Source organism: Pseudomonas sp. S44 (genome assembly GCF_016624805.1).
In the GTDB taxonomy this organism is placed as follows: domain Bacteria; phylum Pseudomonadota; class Gammaproteobacteria; order Pseudomonadales; family Pseudomonadaceae; genus Aquipseudomonas; species Aquipseudomonas machongensis.
This window is the reverse complement of record NZ_JACVTY010000041.1, coordinates 1-15,169: the sequence shown is the minus strand read 5'-3', so window position 1 is coordinate 15,169 and position 15,169 is coordinate 1. Positions and strand designations below refer to the sequence as shown.

Annotated in this window: 14 protein-coding genes and 1 tRNA gene; 10 read left to right on the top strand and 5 right to left on the bottom strand. The window is 62.1% G+C overall.

Annotation, left to right across the window (positions count from 1 at the left end; all coding sequences use genetic code 11):
• Nucleotides 1-47 precede the first annotated feature (47 nt).
• The 4 genes from flgA to IAE40_RS23115 all read left to right on the top strand — a co-directional run bounded on the left by flgA (nt 48) and on the right by IAE40_RS23115 (nt 2,653).
• Nucleotides 48-800 (top strand): flagellar basal body P-ring formation chaperone FlgA, encoded by a 753-nt coding sequence (gene flgA, locus IAE40_RS23130; protein WP_200603928.1) that lies wholly within the window; start codon nt 48-50, stop codon nt 798-800.
• A 199-nt stretch (nt 801-999) separates the two neighbouring features.
• On the top strand, nt 1,000-1,314 hold the full coding sequence (flgM, locus tag IAE40_RS23125; RefSeq protein ID WP_153774601.1) for a flagellar biosynthesis anti-sigma factor FlgM: 315 nt from the start codon (nt 1,000-1,002) through the stop codon (nt 1,312-1,314).
• A 46-nt stretch (nt 1,315-1,360) separates the two neighbouring features.
• Nucleotides 1,361-1,828, top strand: a complete 468-nt coding sequence (locus tag IAE40_RS23120; RefSeq protein ID WP_054891911.1) for a flagella synthesis protein FlgN — start codon at nt 1,361-1,363, stop codon at nt 1,826-1,828.
• A gap of 81 nt (nt 1,829-1,909) precedes the next feature.
• A complete protein-coding gene (locus tag IAE40_RS23115) occupies nt 1,910-2,653 on the top strand; it encodes a flagellar brake protein (RefSeq protein WP_054891912.1) in 744 nt (247 codons plus the stop codon).
• An 88-nt stretch (nt 2,654-2,741) separates the two neighbouring features.
• Here the strand turns inward: IAE40_RS23115 and IAE40_RS23110 are convergent, their stop codons facing one another.
• The 3 genes from IAE40_RS23110 to bkdR form a co-directional block, all read right to left on the bottom strand.
• Nucleotides 2,742-4,082 carry an MFS transporter gene (locus IAE40_RS23110; RefSeq protein ID WP_054891913.1) on the bottom strand — a complete coding sequence of 447 codons (1,341 nt, stop codon included), beginning with the start codon at nt 4,080-4,082 and terminating at the stop codon, nt 2,742-2,744.
• Nucleotides 4,083-4,208: 126 nt separating this feature from the next.
• Nucleotides 4,209-5,450 carry a glutamine synthetase family protein gene (locus IAE40_RS23105; protein ID WP_200603933.1) on the bottom strand — a complete coding sequence of 414 codons (1,242 nt, stop codon included), beginning with the start codon at nt 5,448-5,450 and terminating at the stop codon, nt 4,209-4,211.
• Nucleotides 5,451-5,643: 193 nt separating this feature from the next.
• Nucleotides 5,644-6,129 (bottom strand): Bkd operon transcriptional regulator BkdR, encoded by a 486-nt coding sequence (gene bkdR, locus IAE40_RS23100; RefSeq protein WP_054891915.1) that lies wholly within the window; start codon nt 6,127-6,129, stop codon nt 5,644-5,646.
• Nucleotides 6,130-6,326: 197 nt separating this feature from the next.
• Between bkdR and IAE40_RS23095 the strand changes: the two genes are divergently transcribed.
• The 5 genes from IAE40_RS23095 to IAE40_RS23075 all read left to right on the top strand — a co-directional run bounded on the left by IAE40_RS23095 (nt 6,327) and on the right by IAE40_RS23075 (nt 12,065).
• Nucleotides 6,327-7,559 (top strand): 3-methyl-2-oxobutanoate dehydrogenase (2-methylpropanoyl-transferring) subunit alpha, encoded by a 1,233-nt coding sequence (locus IAE40_RS23095; RefSeq protein ID WP_063545704.1) that lies wholly within the window; start codon nt 6,327-6,329, stop codon nt 7,557-7,559.
• A 1-nt stretch (nt 7,560) separates the two neighbouring features.
• The gene (locus IAE40_RS23090; RefSeq protein ID WP_054891917.1) at nt 7,561-8,619 is read left to right on the top strand and encodes an alpha-ketoacid dehydrogenase subunit beta; all 1,059 of its coding nucleotides are present in this window, start codon (nt 7,561-7,563) and stop codon (nt 8,617-8,619) included.
• Entirely contained in the window at nt 8,620-9,888 is a 1,269-nt protein-coding gene (locus tag IAE40_RS23085) for a dihydrolipoamide acetyltransferase family protein (RefSeq protein ID WP_200603927.1), read from the top strand.
• Between the two features lie 2 nt (nt 9,889-9,890).
• Nucleotides 9,891-11,270, top strand: a complete 1,380-nt coding sequence (lpdA, locus tag IAE40_RS23080) for a dihydrolipoyl dehydrogenase (RefSeq protein ID WP_197892949.1) — start codon at nt 9,891-9,893, stop codon at nt 11,268-11,270.
• A gap of 231 nt (nt 11,271-11,501) precedes the next feature.
• Nucleotides 11,502-12,065 carry a hypothetical protein gene (locus IAE40_RS23075; protein ID WP_234465226.1) on the top strand — a complete coding sequence of 188 codons (564 nt, stop codon included), beginning with the start codon at nt 11,502-11,504 and terminating at the stop codon, nt 12,063-12,065.
• A gap of 132 nt (nt 12,066-12,197) precedes the next feature.
• Here the strand turns inward: IAE40_RS23075 and IAE40_RS23070 are convergent.
• A tRNA-Arg gene (locus IAE40_RS23070) sits at nt 12,198-12,269 on the bottom strand.
• Nucleotides 12,270-12,897: 628 nt separating this feature from the next.
• Here IAE40_RS23070 and IAE40_RS23065 point away from each other — a divergent pair.
• Nucleotides 12,898-13,224, top strand: a complete 327-nt coding sequence (locus tag IAE40_RS23065) for an Arc family DNA-binding protein (RefSeq protein WP_029613963.1) — start codon at nt 12,898-12,900, stop codon at nt 13,222-13,224.
• 88 nt (nt 13,225-13,312) lie between these two features.
• Here IAE40_RS23065 and mgtE read toward each other — a convergent pair whose 3' ends face one another.
• Nucleotides 13,313-14,755, bottom strand: a complete 1,443-nt coding sequence (gene mgtE, locus IAE40_RS23060) for a magnesium transporter (protein WP_054891920.1) — start codon at nt 14,753-14,755, stop codon at nt 13,313-13,315.
• Nucleotides 14,756-15,169: the final 414 nt, after the last annotated feature.

The window sequence follows — 15,169 nt, the reverse complement described above, 5'->3', positions numbered from 1 at the left end:
CTGCTCGCTTGCCAACAAGTCGGCACGGGCTTTGCTTTTTTGAGCGTATGTATACGAAAACGACATTTTTCCGACGACTGACGCGCCTGCTGGCCATCCCCCTGGCCATTGCATGCCTGATCGCATCCGGCGCCCGCACGCTGGCGGATTCGTTTACCTTGCCTGAACAGCTTATCGGTGTCACCCAAGGGTTTCTTGAATTCACCGTCGAAGACTACATGACGCGCACCCAGACCGTGGGGCGTTATGACATCCAGGTCAACAATCTTGACCCACGCCTGCGTATGCCGGTGTGCAGCCAGCAACTGGACGCCGCGCTGGAAAGCCCGGCACAGCCGCTTGGGCGAGTGACGGTGCGGGTACGTTGCGACGGTACTTCGCCCTGGACAGTGTTCGTGCCGGCACAGGTCAAGCTGTTTCGCGACGTGGTGGTCATGACCCGCCCGCTCAAGCGCGAAAGCGTGATCGGTGAAGGTGACGTGGCCCTGCGCGAGCGTGACGTCAGCACCCTGGGCCAGGGCTTTCTGAGCGAACTCGACCAGGCCGTGGGCATGAAACTGCTGCGCCCGACCGTCCTCGACCAGGTCCTGACGCTGCAGCAACTGGAACAGGCGGATGTGATTCGCAAGGGCGACCACGTGGTGATCACCGCCCGCAGTGGCGGCCTGAGCGTACGCATGCCAGGCGAAGCCCTGAGCAAAGGCGGCCTGACCGAACAGATCCGCGTGCGTAATCTCAACTCCCAGCGCGTGGTCAAGGCCACGGTGGTCGGGCCGGGCCAGGTCGAAGTGGCGATGTAGAAAGAAGCCGCCGGCGGATCCTCGCCGACGAAATATTGCAGGGCCCCGGGACTGGCGGCGATGAACCGCTTTTCCTAAACTGTGTCAGAAATCGGGATACGCGGGTTTGCTGACGGACGGCAAAACATTTGTGCCTAAAGTTTGTTTCGGGTTAGCCGAAACAAAGGCAAGCGTCCTATTTACCCAGAGGTTTCTGATCATGGTCATCGACTTCAGTCGTTTGAATAACTCTCCGTCCATAACGGGCGGCGTTCGCGGCAATGCCACATCGGGCAACACCGAAAAAACCGGTGCTGCCAGCGATGCAGGCAAGCCTGCCAGCGTCAGCGGAGAAGCGGTACACCTCAGTCAAGAGGCCCAGCAGTTGCAGAAGATCAGCGACAAGCTGCGCGATCAACCAGCAGTCGACAGCGCCCGTGTGGCCCAGTTGAAGCAGGCGATCGCAGACGGCAGCTACCAGGTCGATGCCGGCCGGGTCGCCAGCAAACTGCTTGATTTCGAAGCGCAGCGCTAACCTTACGGTGCGCTGACTTCCAGGACGCCAGAGCCAAGAGCCAGCCATGCACGACACCACACTGCTGCAACTGATCGAAGACGACATCGCGCCGACCCAGGAACTGCTCGACCTGCTCCAGAAGGAAACGGTCGCCCTGCACGGTCGGGACATGCAGGTGCTGGAGACCATCCTCGCCCGCAAGCAATCGCTGATCGTCTTGCTCGAGCAGCAGGGCATGCGGCGCAATCACCTGCTCAACGGGCTCGGCCTCAGCGCCGACCGGGCAGGTGTGCAGGCCGTTGCTGCACAATCGCCCAACGGCGAGATCATCCTGCAGCAACTCGATGTGCTGACCCAGTTGATGGACACCTGCCAGAAGGTCAACGAGACCAACGGCCGGGTCATCCAGGTGCAACAGCACGCCACGGCCAACCAGATCAGAATCCTCAACGGCGGCGACTCTCCGTCGCTGTACGATAGCCGTGGCACCACCTCCCCCATGGACAAGCCCCGGGCGATCAGCCAGGTGTGATTATTCCTATTCAAGGCACGGAACATACTGGCAAAATGCCGTTACTTGCGTGTGTCGTTTTTGCCTGGAGATTGATTACCCGTGTTCAATGAGTCCGATGCTCCTCAGCCACCAAAAGTGCTGACCACTCCTCTGGAGATTTCGGCGAACCTGCGCCAGCTGATGGACAGCCACGATCCGCTGATCATCAGCTTCCATGAGCGCAGCCAGCGCTTCCAGAGTTACGTGGTACAGGTGGACCGGGACGCCAACGTTCTGGCACTGGACGAAATGATCCCGCGTGATGGCGAGAAATTCATCGAGAACGGCGAACCCTTCCGTGTCGAAGGTTTCCACGATGGCGTACGCATTGCCTGGGAGTGCGATACTCCGCTGACCATCGGCGAAGTCGATGGCCACCGCTGCTACCGCGGCCCGCTCCCCACCGAAATGACCTACCACCAGCGCCGCAATGCCTTCCGCGCAGCGCTGAAACTGTCGCAACTGGTCGACATCATCCTCGACGGCACCCACCTCAAAGGCAACGGCGCGCTGCGCGGCAAGCTGCTCGACGTGTCCGCCACCGGCTGCAAGCTGCGCTTCGACGGCAATGTCGAAGACCGCCTGCAACTGGGCCAGGTGTACGAGCGCTTCAAGGCGGCCAATCCCTTGGGCCTGACCGACGTCATGGTGGAATTGCGCCACCTGCACTTCGAAGAGCGGATCAACACCACCTTCGCCGGCGTGCGCTTCCACAACCTGAATGGGCAAAGCCAGCGCAAGATCGAGAGCTTCGTGTATCAGTTGCAGCGCGAAGCACGGCGGTTCGACAAGGACGACTACTGATCGTCCAGCTCAAATGAAAAACGCCACCGATCGGTGGCGTTTTCGTTCTGGTCCGTGGGGCCCCGCGACAGGGCCGGCACAGCCCGCGTCAAACCGACTTGTCTGCCTCGGCCTGCGGCGCCTTGGCAGCTGTGCCCTTCTCTTCCTCGGCCTCGGTATCCTCCGCCGCCACCGGTGCCTGCATCACGTCCTGCACGGTCTGCTCGTCGACCCGCGGGTCGAGCGCAGCCGACAGAGGCGAACCTGCCGCCGGCATAGCCACGTGGCCCAGCGGTGCATCCTGCACCTGGTGCAGCCCGGTGACCGCCTTCGGCCGAATACGCCACACCAGCACCAGGGCAAAGAAGGTGAAGAAGGCATAGAGCATCTGTGCGCCCAACGCCTTCATCAGAACGCCCGCCACCAGCGGACCGATGCTCGCCCCCACGCCATAGGTGACCAGCAGCATCGCCGTCAGCGATACCCGTCGCTCGCTTTCCACGTGGTCATTGGAGAACGCCACGGCCAATGGGTAGAGGCAGAATTGCAGCAACGAAACGATGAAGCCTGCCGCGAACAACAACTCCAGCGGCACACTGGGCAACAGCGCCAGCGGCAGCGAAACCACCGCCAGGCCGATCGATACACTGCGGATCAGCACTGCCCGATCGTAACGATCCGACAGCCAGCCCAGAGGCCATTGCACGAGAAGCCCGGCAAAAATACAGCAACCCATGAACAGACCGACCTGCTCGGTGCTCAGCCCCTGGCGCGCCGCATACAGAGGGGCCAGACCATAGAAGGAACCGACGATCAGGCCCGCGCCAAGCACAGTACTCAACGACTGCGGTACCCGCTTGATGAAGAACTTCGGCTCCATCGGCGCCGGCCGCAGCGGCGCCGGGTGAATGCGCCGGGTCATCGCCACCGGCACCAGGCACAGGGCGAAGCACATGGCGACCAGCATCAGCAGCTCAGGCCCCAGTGCCGGATGCACCACCAGGATCAACTGACCCAGCACCAACCCGAGGTAGGACGCGATCATGTAGCCGCTGAATACCGCACCGCGCTGCTTGGCATCGGCCTGTTCGTTGAGCCAGCTCTCGATGACCATGTACTGGCACATCATGCCCAGGCCCACGATCATCCGCAGGCCGATCCAGGCGGGCACGAAGTTGGTCATCCCATGCCCGAGCACCGCCGCGCCGACAATGCCGGCACAGGTGGCATACGCACGAATATGCCCGACCCGGGCGATCAATCGGTGACCGACCTTGCCGCCCACTGCCAGGCCGAAATAGTTGGCCGCCATCAGCGCACCGACCCAGAGGCTGTCGACATGGTCGGCAGCCAGGCGCAACGCCAGGTAGGTACTCAACAGGCCTGAGCCGATCAGCATCATCAGGGCGGCAAAGTACAACGAGCGAAATGACTTCCAGATCTGGCGCATGCGTCCCCGCGGGCTCCTTGGGCAGGTGTGGTGCTGCTGGCAAGCATAAGGGCAATTTCCCGGACGCGGGCCCCTGGCAATGAAAAAAAGCCAGGAGCGGCGCGCCGGGCAAAGCTTCTGTCGCGATCAGGCCTGCGCGGCCAGCACCCTACGCTCCCACGGCGTGATCTCATTGAAGAAATCAGTCAATTCCAGGGTCTTGGTGGCGACGTAGCCTTCGATGAACTCCTCGCCAAACAGTTCCCGCGCCAACGTGCTGCGACGCAAGCGCTCGATCCCCGCGTGCAGCGTGCAGGGCAGACTCAGGTGCTCGGGCACCACGAACTCGCCCTGGATCGCCGGCGTGGGCTGCAGCTTGTGGTCGATACCATGCAGCCCGGCCGCGAGACTTGCGGCGATCGCCAGGTAAGGGTTGGTGTCGGCGCCAGGCAGGCGGTTTTCCACACGTCGCGCCACCGGCGAACTGGCCGGGATGCGCAGGCCGGCAGCGCGATTATCCTCTGACCAGCAAGCATTGTTCGGCGATGCGTACGGGTGGCACAGACGCTGGTAGGAATTGACGTTGGGCGCGAACAGCGCGGTGAAGTCGGCCATGCACGCCTGCAAGCCGCCGATGAAATGATGGAAGGTGTCGGTTGCCCTGCCCTCTTCGTCACTGAACACGTTACGGCCGGTGCCGATCTCCACCAGGCTCTGGTGGATGTGCATCGAACTGCCAGGGGTATGCGCCAGCGGCTTGGCCATGCAGACCACGGTCAAACCGTGCTTGAGCGCAACCTCCTTCAGCAGGTGCTTGAACAGGAAGGTCTGGTCGGCCAGCAGCAACGGATCACCGTGCAACAGGTTGATCTCGAACTGACTGACGCCCATCTCGTGCATGAAGGTGTCGCGTGGCAGGCCCAGTGCTGCCATGCATCGGTAGACCTCGCTGAAGAAGGGGCGCAGGCCATTGTTGGAGCTGACGCTGAAGGCCGAATGGCCCAGCTCGCGACGCCCGTCCCTGCCCAGCGGTGGCTGGAACGGCTGGCCCGGATCACTGTTCGGGGCGAACACGAAGAATTCCAGTTCGGTGGCCACCACCGGCGCAAGCCCCAGCGCCGCATAACGGGCGATCACCGCCTTGAGCAGGCCACGGGTCGAAAGCCCCGAGGGCGTACCATCGAGCTCGACCGCATCGCAGATGGCCAGTGCCCGAGGGCTGTCGCTCCAAGGCAGGACATGGGTTTGCCCAGGGTCGGCGACCAGCGCCAGGTCGCCATCATCGCTGCCGTAGAACTTCGCCGGCGGGTAGCCGCCCATGATGCATTGCAGCAGCACGCCACGCGCCATCTGCAGGCGCCGGCCTTCGAGAAAGCCTTCGCCGGTCATTACCTTGCCGCGCGGGACACCGTTGAGGTCGGGGGTGACGCATTCGATTTCGTCGATGCCGGTCAGGCGCTCGGTCGTCATGACGCTGGTCCTTGTTGTTGTAGGCATGCCGCGAACGGCGACAGCCACAACATAGGCCGGGGGTGTTTAAAATATCAAGCACCCTGTAGAGCGATAGGGCCTGAACTGACAACTACTCGCGCAAGGTCATGCCATTGGCCGGTAACGGCAACGCGGTCTTGTAGCGCACCTGCTTCAGCGCAAAGCTGGAGCGGATATTCGCCACCCCCGGCAGCCGCGTCAGGTAATCGAGAAAGCGCTCCAGCGCCTGGATGCTCGGCAACAGCACGCGCAGCAGGTAATCCGGATCGCCCGTCATCAGGTAGCACTCCATCACCTCGGGTCGCTCGGCGATCTCCTCCTCGAAGCGATGCAATGACTGCTCCACCTGCTTCTCCAGGCTGACATGGATGAACACGTTGACATCCAGGCCCAGCACTTCGGGCGACAACAAGGTCACTTGCTGGCGGATGACCCCCAGTTCCTCCATCGCCTTGACCCGGTTGAAACAGGGCGTCGGCGAGAGGTTCACCGAGCGCGCAAGCTCCGCGTTGGTGATCCGTGCGTTCTCCTGGAGGCTGTTGAGAATGCCGATATCGGTACGATCAAGTTTACGCATGAGGCAAATTCACCTGATTCTTGTGTTTATTCAGAATGATTATCTGCGCCGCGCGACAAAGGCAATGAACTTGAGAGAAAAATTCTCCGGCCCAGCCTCTAAGATGTAAATGACGCTGACCTACCAGTCACAAGCCAGTAGGCAGCGGCGGCCGCTTCAGAGCTCACAAAAACAACATTCGAGCGAGCGTAAAAAGCATGAACGAGTACGCCCCCCTGCGTTTGCATGTGCCCGAGCCCACAGGCCGGCCAGGCTGCCAGACCGACTTCTCCTACCTGCGTCTGAACGATGCCGGTCAAGTCCGTAAACCACCTATCGACGTAGAGCCCGCCGACACTGCGGACCTCTCCTACAGCCTTGTGCGCGTGCTCGACGAGCACGGCAATGCTGTCGGCCCCTGGGCCGAAGGCATCGACCCGCAGGTGCTGCGCCAGGGCATGCGCGCCATGCTCAAGACGCGCATCTTCGACAGCCGCATGGTGGTCGCCCAGCGCCAGAAGAAGATGTCCTTCTACATGCAGAGCCTGGGCGAGGAAGCCATTGGCAGCGGTCAGGCATTGGCCCTGAACCGCACCGACATGTGCTTCCCCACCTATCGCCAGCAGAGCATCCTGATGGCCCGCGACGTGTCGCTGGTGGAAATGATCTGCCAGCTGCTGTCCAACACCCGCGACCCGCTCAAGGGCCGCCAATTGCCGATCATGTACTCGGTGCGCGAGGCGGGCTTCTTCACCATCAGTGGCAACCTGGCGACCCAGTTCGTGCAGGCGGTCGGCTGGGCCATGGCGTCGGCGATCAAGGGTGACACCAAGATCGCCTCGGCCTGGATCGGTGACGGCGCCACAGCCGAATCCGACTTCCACACCGCCCTGACCTTCGCCCACGTCTACCGCGCCCCGGTGATCCTCAACGTGGTCAACAACCAGTGGGCGATCTCCACCTTCCAGGCCATCGCCGGTGGCGAGTCGACCACCTTCGCCGGCCGCGGCGTGGGCTGCGGCATCGCCTCGCTGCGGGTCGACGGCAACGACTTCATCGCCGTGTACGCCGCCTCGCGCTGGGCCGCCGAACGTGCCCGCCGTGGCCTGGGCCCGACGCTGATCGAATGGGTCACCTACCGCGCCGGCCCGCACTCCACCTCGGATGATCCATCCAAATACCGCCCTGCCGACGACTGGAGCCACTTCCCGCTGGGCGATCCGATCCTGCGCCTCAAGCAGCACCTGATCAAGGCCGGCCACTGGTCCGAAGAAGAGCACCAGGCCGTCAGTGCCGAGCTCGAAGCCGAGGTGATCAAGGCACAGAAGGACGCCGAACAGTTCGGCACCCTCGCCAATGGCCATATCCCCAGCGCCGCCTCGATGTTCGAGGACGTGTACAAGGAAATGCCCGATCACCTGCGCCGGCAACGCCAGGAACTGGGGGTTTGAAATGAACGATCACAACAACAGCATCAACCCGGAAACCGCCATGGCCACCACTACCATGACCATGATCCAGGCCCTGCGCTCAGCCATGGATGTCATGCTCGAGCGCGACGACGACGTGGTGGTCTACGGCCAGGACGTCGGCTATTTCGGCGGCGTGTTCCGCTGCACCGAAGGCCTGCAGACCAAGTACGGCAAGTCGCGGGTATTCGATGCACCGATCTCCGAGAGCGGCATCGTCGGCACCGCCGTGGGCATGGGCGCCTATGGCCTGCGCCCGGTGGTGGAAATCCAGTTCGCCGACTACTTCTACCCCGCCTCCGACCAGATCGTCTCGGAGATGGCTCGCCTGCGCTATCGTTCGGCCGGCGAATTCATCTCGCCGCTGACCCTGCGCATGCCCTGCGGCGGCGGCATCTACGGCGGCCAGACCCACAGCCAGAGCCCCGAAGCGATGTTCACCCAGGTCTGCGGCCTGCGTACGGTGATGCCATCCAACCCCTATGACGCCAAGGGCCTGCTGATCGCCTCGATCGAGTGCGACGACCCGGTGATCTTCCTCGAGCCCAAGCGCCTGTACAACGGCCCGTTCGACGGGCACCACGACCGCCCGGTAACCCCCTGGTCGAAGCACCCGCACAGTGCCGTGCCGGACGGCTACTACAAGGTGCCGCTGGACAAGGCGGCGATCACCCGCCCCGGCAACGATGTCACCGTACTGACCTACGGCACCACGGTCTACGTGGCCCAAGTGGCCGCCGAGGAGAGTGGCGTCGACGCCGAAGTCATCGACCTGCGCAGCCTCTGGCCGCTGGACCTGGAAACCATCGTCGCCTCGGTGAAGAAGACCGGGCGTTGCGTGGTGGTCCACGAGGCCACCCGTACCTGCGGCTTTGGCGCCGAGCTGGTTTCGCTGGTCCAGGAGCATTGTTTCCATCACCTCGAAGCGCCGATCGAGCGCGTCACCGGCTGGGACACCCCCTACCCCCACGCACAGGAATGGGCCTACTTCCCAGGTCCTTCGCGGGTAGGTGCGGCATTGAAACGGGTCATGGAGGTCTGAATGGGCACGCACGTCATCAAGATGCCGGATATCGGTGAGGGCATCGCGCAGGTCGAGCTGGTGGAATGGTTCGTCAAGGTCGGCGATGTGATCGCAGAAGACCAGGTGGTGGCCGATGTCATGACCGACAAGGCCACGGTTGAAATTCCTTCGCCGGTCAGCGGCAAGGTCTTGGCCCTGGGTGGCCAGCCCGGTGAGGTCATGGCGGTCGGCAGCGAGCTGATCCGTATCGAAGTCGAAGGCAGCGGCAACCACATCGACGCACCGCAGGCCAAGCCGGCCGAGGCGCACGCCGCGCCAGCGCCAGCCCAGACGAAGATCGAGCCGCAGCCTGAAAACCGTCCGCAACCAGCGACGAGCCACACCGCCGCGCCCATCGTCCCGCGCGAGGCGCATGAGAAACCGTTGGCTTCACCTGCCGTGCGCAAGCGTGCGCTGGATGCCGGCATCGAGCTGCGCTACGTGCACGGTAGCGGCCCGGCCGGGCGCATCCTGCACGAAGACCTCGACGCCTTCATCAGCAAGCCACAGACCGCCCTCGGCCAGGCGCCAGCTGGCTACGGCAAGCGCACCGACAGCGAGCAGGTGCCGGTGATCGGCCTGCGCCGCAAGATCGCCCAGCGCATGCAGGATGCCAAGCGCCGCGTCGCGCACTTCAGCTATGTCGAGGAAATCGACGTCACCCAGCTCGAAGCCCTGCGCCAGCAGCTCAACGCCAAGCATGGCGAAAGCCGTGGCAAGCTCACACTGCTGCCCTTCCTGGTGCGCGCCATGGTCGTCGCCCTGCGCGATTTCCCGCAGATCAACGCCACCTACGACGACGAGGCCCAGATCATCACCCGCCACGGCGCCGTACACGTGGGTATCGCCACCCAAGGTGACAATGGCCTCATGGTGCCAGTACTGCGTCACGCCGAAGCCGGCAGCCTGTGGAGCAACGCCAGCGAGATCGCCCGCGTGGCCCATGCCGCGCGCAGCAGCAAGGCCAGTCGGGAAGAGCTGTCCGGCTCGACCATCACCCTGACCAGCCTCGGCGCCCTGGGCGGTATCGTCAGCACGCCGGTGGTCAACACCCCCGAAGTGGCGATCGTCGGCGTCAACCGCATGGTCGAGCGCCCCGTGGTGATCGATGGCCAGATCGTGGTGCGCAAGATGATGAACCTGTCCAGCTCCTTCGACCATCGCGTGGTCGACGGGATGGACGCCGCCCTGTTCATCCAGGCCGTGCGCGGCCTGCTGGAACAGCCCGCCTGCCTGTTCGTGGAGTGAGCATGCAACAGATCCTCGATACCACCCTGCTGATTATCGGCGGGGGCCCCGGCGGCTACGTGGCCGCCATCCGCGCCGGGCAACTGGGCATTCCCACCGTGCTGGTCGAAGGGCAGGCACTGGGCGGTACTTGCCTGAACATCGGCTGCATCCCATCCAAGGCGCTGATCCACGTGGCCGAGCAGTTCCACCAGACCAGCCGGTATGCTGACAGCTCGGCACTGGGTATCAGCGTCTCGACACCGCATCTGAACATTGCCCGCAGCGTCGAATGGAAGGACGGCATCGTCGACCGCCTCACCAGCGGTGTGGCTGCCTTGCTGAAGAAACATGGGGTGAAGGTGCTCCATGGCTGGGCGAAGATCCTCGACGGCAAGAACGTCGAGGTCGACGGCCAGCGCATCCAGTGCGAACACCTGTTGTTGGCGACCGGCTCGAGCAGTGTCGAGTTGCCGATGCTGCCGCTGGGCGGGCCGGTGATTTCCTCTACCGAGGCCCTGGCACCGAAAAGCCTGCCGCAACACCTGGTGGTGGTTGGCGGCGGCTATATCGGCCTGGAGCTGGGCATCGCCTACCGCAAGCTCGGTGCTCGTGTGAGCGTGGTAGAGGCGCGTGATCGCATCCTGCCCACCTACGACGCCGAGCTGACCGCACCGGTGGCCGAGTCGCTGAAAAAACTCGGCATCGCACTGCACTTGGGACACAGCGTCGAAGGCTATGAACATGGCTGCCTGTCGGCACGCGACGGTGCAGGCCAACAGCTGCGCCTGGAAGCCGATCAGGTACTGGTCGCCGTTGGCCGTCGACCACGCACTCAGGGCTTCGGCCTGGAGAGCCTGGCGCTGAAGATGAACGGTGCGGCGATCGCCATCGACGAGCGCTGCCAGACCAGCATGCGCAACGTCTGGGCGATCGGCGACGTGGCCGGCGAACCGATGCTCGCACATCGGGCGATGGCCCAGGGCGAGATGGTCGCCGAACTTATCGCCGGCAAGACCCGCCGCTTCGAGCCCACCGCGATTGCTGCGGTGTGCTTCACCGATCCGGAAGTGGTGGTGGCTGGCAAGACGCCTGAGCAGGCCAGCGCCGAAGGCCTGGACTGCATCGTTGCGCAGTTCCCCTTCGCGGCCAACGGGCGAGCCATGAGCCTTGAGTCGAAAAGCGGGTTCGTGCGCGTGGTTGCACGTCGCGACAACCATCTGATCCTCGGTTGGCAAGCCGTCGGGGTGGCGGTTTCCGAACTGTCCACAGCCTTCGCCCAATCGTTGGAAATGGGCGCGCGGCTGGAAGACGTGGCCGGCACCATCCATGCCCACCCGACCTTGGGCGAGGCCGTGCAGGAAGCGGCATTGCGAGCTTTGGGGCATGCCTTGCATATCTGATCAGCACTGAAGCGGCGTTGGCCGTTTTGACCCGCAGCGCCTTGGGGTGCTGCGGGTCTTTTTTTGCAACAGCGGCTGTTGCCGATACCGGCAATGCGCTTCCTCCGATGGGCAATCCGCTGCCCAGGTGATACCTGTTGCTCGGCTACAACCCCCGCCACGCTTGGCTTGAGCCAAATGGCACAGGTTTTGCCCCTTGCACAACGCGATTACCATCCAAGGAGGAAACACATGATGATCAGCCTCAACGGGCTGGGCTGGCAGACTGCATTGCAGCAGCCAAGCCGGGTCAACCATGACGCTGTGCAGGCCGATTTCATGCCGCAGCGTCAGGCAATGACCACCAGCAACACAGCAGCGCAGCAGAACAATCAAGGCAGTACCTCGCAGCAAGATGCCGAAGACGCTCGTCAGGAAGCTTTCGCCAAGCTCAAGGTGGCCCTGCAGAACCCTGACATTGGCGCACGTCAGCAGGCCAGTTCGTCGAAACCTGCAGCCAGCAATGCGCTGCAGGAGTTCCGCGACTACATGTCCAAGTCGCCAGCGGAAAAGATCAAGGAGAAGATCCTGCAGGAGCTCGGCATGACCGAGGAGGACTACAACGCCCTGCCTCCCGAGAAGAAACAGAAGATCGACGAGCAGATCGCCCAACGCATGAAGGAAGACGTCGAACTCAAGACCCAGGCCAAGCTGCAACAACAGGCTGAACGCGCAGCAGCCAACACGGCCGACATGGCCCAGGGGAGTGAGGCCAGCAAGCAGCAGGAAGACAAGGAAAAGGCGCAGTCCGTCTGAGTGGCATGACCGCGATGGCCGGTGCAACGCTGGCCATTACGGCAGGCTGCTGCGCAGGCAAAAACGCCTGCAGCCGAATCATCGGATAGCAGTGGCAAGCGGGAGCGAGGGAAAGGCGAGAAAGGAAGGATGTGTCCCCTGCTGGAATCGAACCAGCATCTAGCCCTTAGGAGGGGCTTGTTCTATCCGTTGAACTAAGGGGACATCACGGCGCGCATTCTACGCAAATTCAGTGGGTTGGAGAAGCCACCCGACGCGGCGCAGGCTGTCGGCGGCGAGCATGGTAACCAGCGCTCGACCGTTTGTCATGCCCAATACTGGCATTTCCATGTAGTCCCTTTCCGCGATTTCTCAGCGCCTCCAAGCTGCGCGGCGATTCAATTGCATATTAATGGCATCGCCAGGGAATTTTTTGCGCAGGCGCGGTCAAAACGTCAACGTCGGGCGCTTCGGCCTGATGGGGAACGCTTGCGTCATGTTGCATAGCCACTATGCTCAAGGATAGGGAAATCTTGCGGGTTTGATGATTTTCCCCAGGTCTTGTCGAACTTTACAAGATTTTGACAGCAAAGGCCTGACAACAGGGCGAGATGGGAAAGAGTAAAACTTTTCAAACCAGTACTCATTTCTGATAATTGGTACTGGCATAAAGCCTTTACCCGGATCACTATTTGTCACAGAATTGACGCCAAGGAAACGGCGACCATGAGGCAAGATGAGCATCCAAAATCACATCACGGTTGAACATTTTGTCGTCGCGACGGTCGAACCCACTACCGTGCGGCCAATTTGAGAACCGCTTCCCCTGAACCAGAACAACCGGTCAATTTATATGCGCCCAATGAAACAGGCTATCTACTCCAGCCGCACCGCTGACAAGTTCGTCGTCCGCCTGCCTGACGGGATGCGTGAGCGCATTGCCGAGGTAGCGCGCAACCATCACCGCAGCATGAACTCCGAGATCATCGCCCGCCTGGAGCAAAGTCTCATCCAGGAAGGTGCACTGGGCGACGAGCTGAGCATGCGCCTGGACAGCCCTGAGCTGTCCCTGCACGAACGCGAATTGCTGCAACGCTTCCGTCAACTTACCCACCGCCAGCAGAACGCGCTGGTCGCCCTCATCGCTCACGATGTGGAAATGGCTGCCGACGCCTCCTGAGGTTTCCAACGCCCACGAAAAAAGCCAGCGCAAGCTGGCTTTTTTCGTTTGAGCTGAATCAGCCCGCCCGGAGGGCTACCCCTGCCCGTCAGAGCAGGAACAGTGTCGCCAGACCGAGGAAGATGAAGAAGCCGCCACTGTCGGTTACGGCAGTGATCATCACGCTCGAACCCATCGCCGGGTCGCGCCCCAGGCGCACCAGTGTCATGGGGATCAATACCCCCATCAACGCCGCCAGCAGCAGGTTCAGGGTCATTGCCGCAGTCATCACCACACCCAGCGACCAACTGCCATAGAGCAGGAACGCCACTACCCCGATCACCCCGCCCCAGATCAGACCGTTGATCAGCGATACCGCCAGCTCCTTGCGCATCAGACGACGGGTGTTGCCCGGCGATACCTGGTCCAGCGCCATGGCGCGCACGATCATGGTGATGGTCTGGTTACCCGAGTTACCACCGATACCGGCGACGATAGGCATCAGCGCCGCAAGGGCTACCAGCTTTTCGATCGACCCTTCGAACAGTCCGATCACCCGCGAGGCAACGAACGCGGTGATCAGGTTGATGGCCAGCCATGCCCAGCGGTTGCGCAGCGAACGCCAGACCGAGGCGAAGATATCTTCTTCCTCGCGCAGGCCGGCCATGTTGAGCACTTCGCTTTCGCTCTCTTCACGAATCAGGTCAACCATCTCGTCGATGGTCAGACGGCCGATAAGGCGATTGCTCTTGTCGACCACCGGTGCAGAAACCAGGTCATAACGTTCGAATGCTTGCGCAGCATCGTAGGCATCTTCCTCGGGCGTGAAGCTGACAGGGTCGGTCGCCATGACCTCCGCCACCTTCTTGTCCGGGTCGTTGACCAGCAGACGCTTGATCGGCAGCACACCCTTCAGAATGCCGTCGTAATCGACCACGAACAGCTTGTCGGTGTGCCCCGGCAGCTCCTTGAGCCGACGCAGGTAACGCAGTACCACTTCCAGGCTGACGTCTTCGCGGATGGTGACCATCTCGAAGTCCATCAGCGCACCGACCTGCTCCTCGTCGTAGCTCAGGGCCGAACGCACGCGCTCACGCTGCTGGGCATCGAGGCTTTCCATCAGCTCATGGACAACGTCACGCGGCAGCTCAGGCGCCAGGTCAGCGAGTTCGTCTGCGTCCATTTCCTTTGCCGCAGCCAGCAGCTCGTGATCGTCCATGTCGGCGATCAACGTCTGACGTACGGCGTCGGAAACTTCGAGAAGGATGTCGCCGTCACGATCCGAGCGCACCAGCTGCCAGACCGTCAGACGATCTTCCAGGGGCAAGGCTTCGAGAATATAGGCGATGTCGGCGGGGTGCAGATCATCGAGCTTGCGCTGCAGCTCGACCAGGTTCTGGCGGTGGACGAGGTTTTCCACCAGGTCGTTGTGCTGACCTTCCTGACGATGAGTCAGGTCCTCAACGACGCGCTGGCGCTGCAGTAGCTCGATCACCTGGGCGAGGCGATCCTGCAGGCTCTCTTGGACTTTCTTTACTTCGACTTCGGTCATAGGCGAACTCCACTCCCAGCAGCGGAGCACGCCGGGAGAATCAATCGGTCAGATCTGGCTTGATAAAGCGGATTAAGGGGTAACTACTGGGTAAGTCCATGGTGGTATTCCACAAGCCCCGGCGGGGCTGACGGGCGCAATCATACACTGCTCAAGCTGTCTGATCGCTTAAATTTTTGGCTGGAACAATCGTTTGCGCGATAAAGCTGTGACAACGCTCGAAGCCAACAGTGCGACGGCGCACAACAGCGAAAAAGCACATCGATGTGCAGCAGGGGTTTATATGGAGTCTAGCCGCGTTGCACTGACAGATTCGTGAACGGCAGAAAAGAAAAAGCCCGCTACAGGAGCGGGCTTTTTGGTGTGGCGGACTCAGGAGGATTCGAACCTCCGACCGCTCGGTTCGTAGCCGAG

Bases quoted from the DNA above. Each gene is read 5' to 3' on its own strand.
- lpdA (WP_197892949.1), top strand. From the start codon at position 9,891: ATGCAACAGATCCTCGATACCACCCTGCTGATTATCGGCGGGGGCCCC.
- IAE40_RS23065 (WP_029613963.1), top strand. From the start codon at position 12,898: ATGCGCCCAATGAAACAGGCTATCTACTCCAGCCGCACCGCTGACAAG.
- flgA (WP_200603928.1), top strand. From the start codon at position 48: ATGTATACGAAAACGACATTTTTCCGACGACTGACGCGCCTGCTGGCC.
- IAE40_RS23120 (WP_054891911.1), top strand. From the start codon at position 1,361: ATGCACGACACCACACTGCTGCAACTGATCGAAGACGACATCGCGCCG.
- bkdR (WP_054891915.1), bottom strand. From the start codon at position 6,129: ATGCGTAAACTTGATCGTACCGATATCGGCATTCTCAACAGCCTCCAG.
- IAE40_RS23110 (WP_054891913.1), bottom strand. From the start codon at position 4,082: ATGCGCCAGATCTGGAAGTCATTTCGCTCGTTGTACTTTGCCGCCCTG.
- IAE40_RS23095 (WP_063545704.1), top strand. From the start codon at position 6,327: ATGAACGAGTACGCCCCCCTGCGTTTGCATGTGCCCGAGCCCACAGGC.
- flgM (WP_153774601.1), top strand. From the start codon at position 1,000: ATGGTCATCGACTTCAGTCGTTTGAATAACTCTCCGTCCATAACGGGC.
- mgtE (WP_054891920.1), bottom strand. From the start codon at position 14,755: ATGACCGAAGTCGAAGTAAAGAAAGTCCAAGAGAGCCTGCAGGATCGC.
- IAE40_RS23090 (WP_054891917.1), top strand. From the start codon at position 7,561: ATGAACGATCACAACAACAGCATCAACCCGGAAACCGCCATGGCCACC.
- IAE40_RS23085 (WP_200603927.1), top strand. From the start codon at position 8,620: ATGGGCACGCACGTCATCAAGATGCCGGATATCGGTGAGGGCATCGCG.
- IAE40_RS23105 (WP_200603933.1), bottom strand. From the start codon at position 5,450: ATGACCGGCGAAGGCTTTCTCGAAGGCCGGCGCCTGCAGATGGCGCGT.
- IAE40_RS23075 (WP_234465226.1), top strand. From the start codon at position 11,502: ATGATGATCAGCCTCAACGGGCTGGGCTGGCAGACTGCATTGCAGCAG.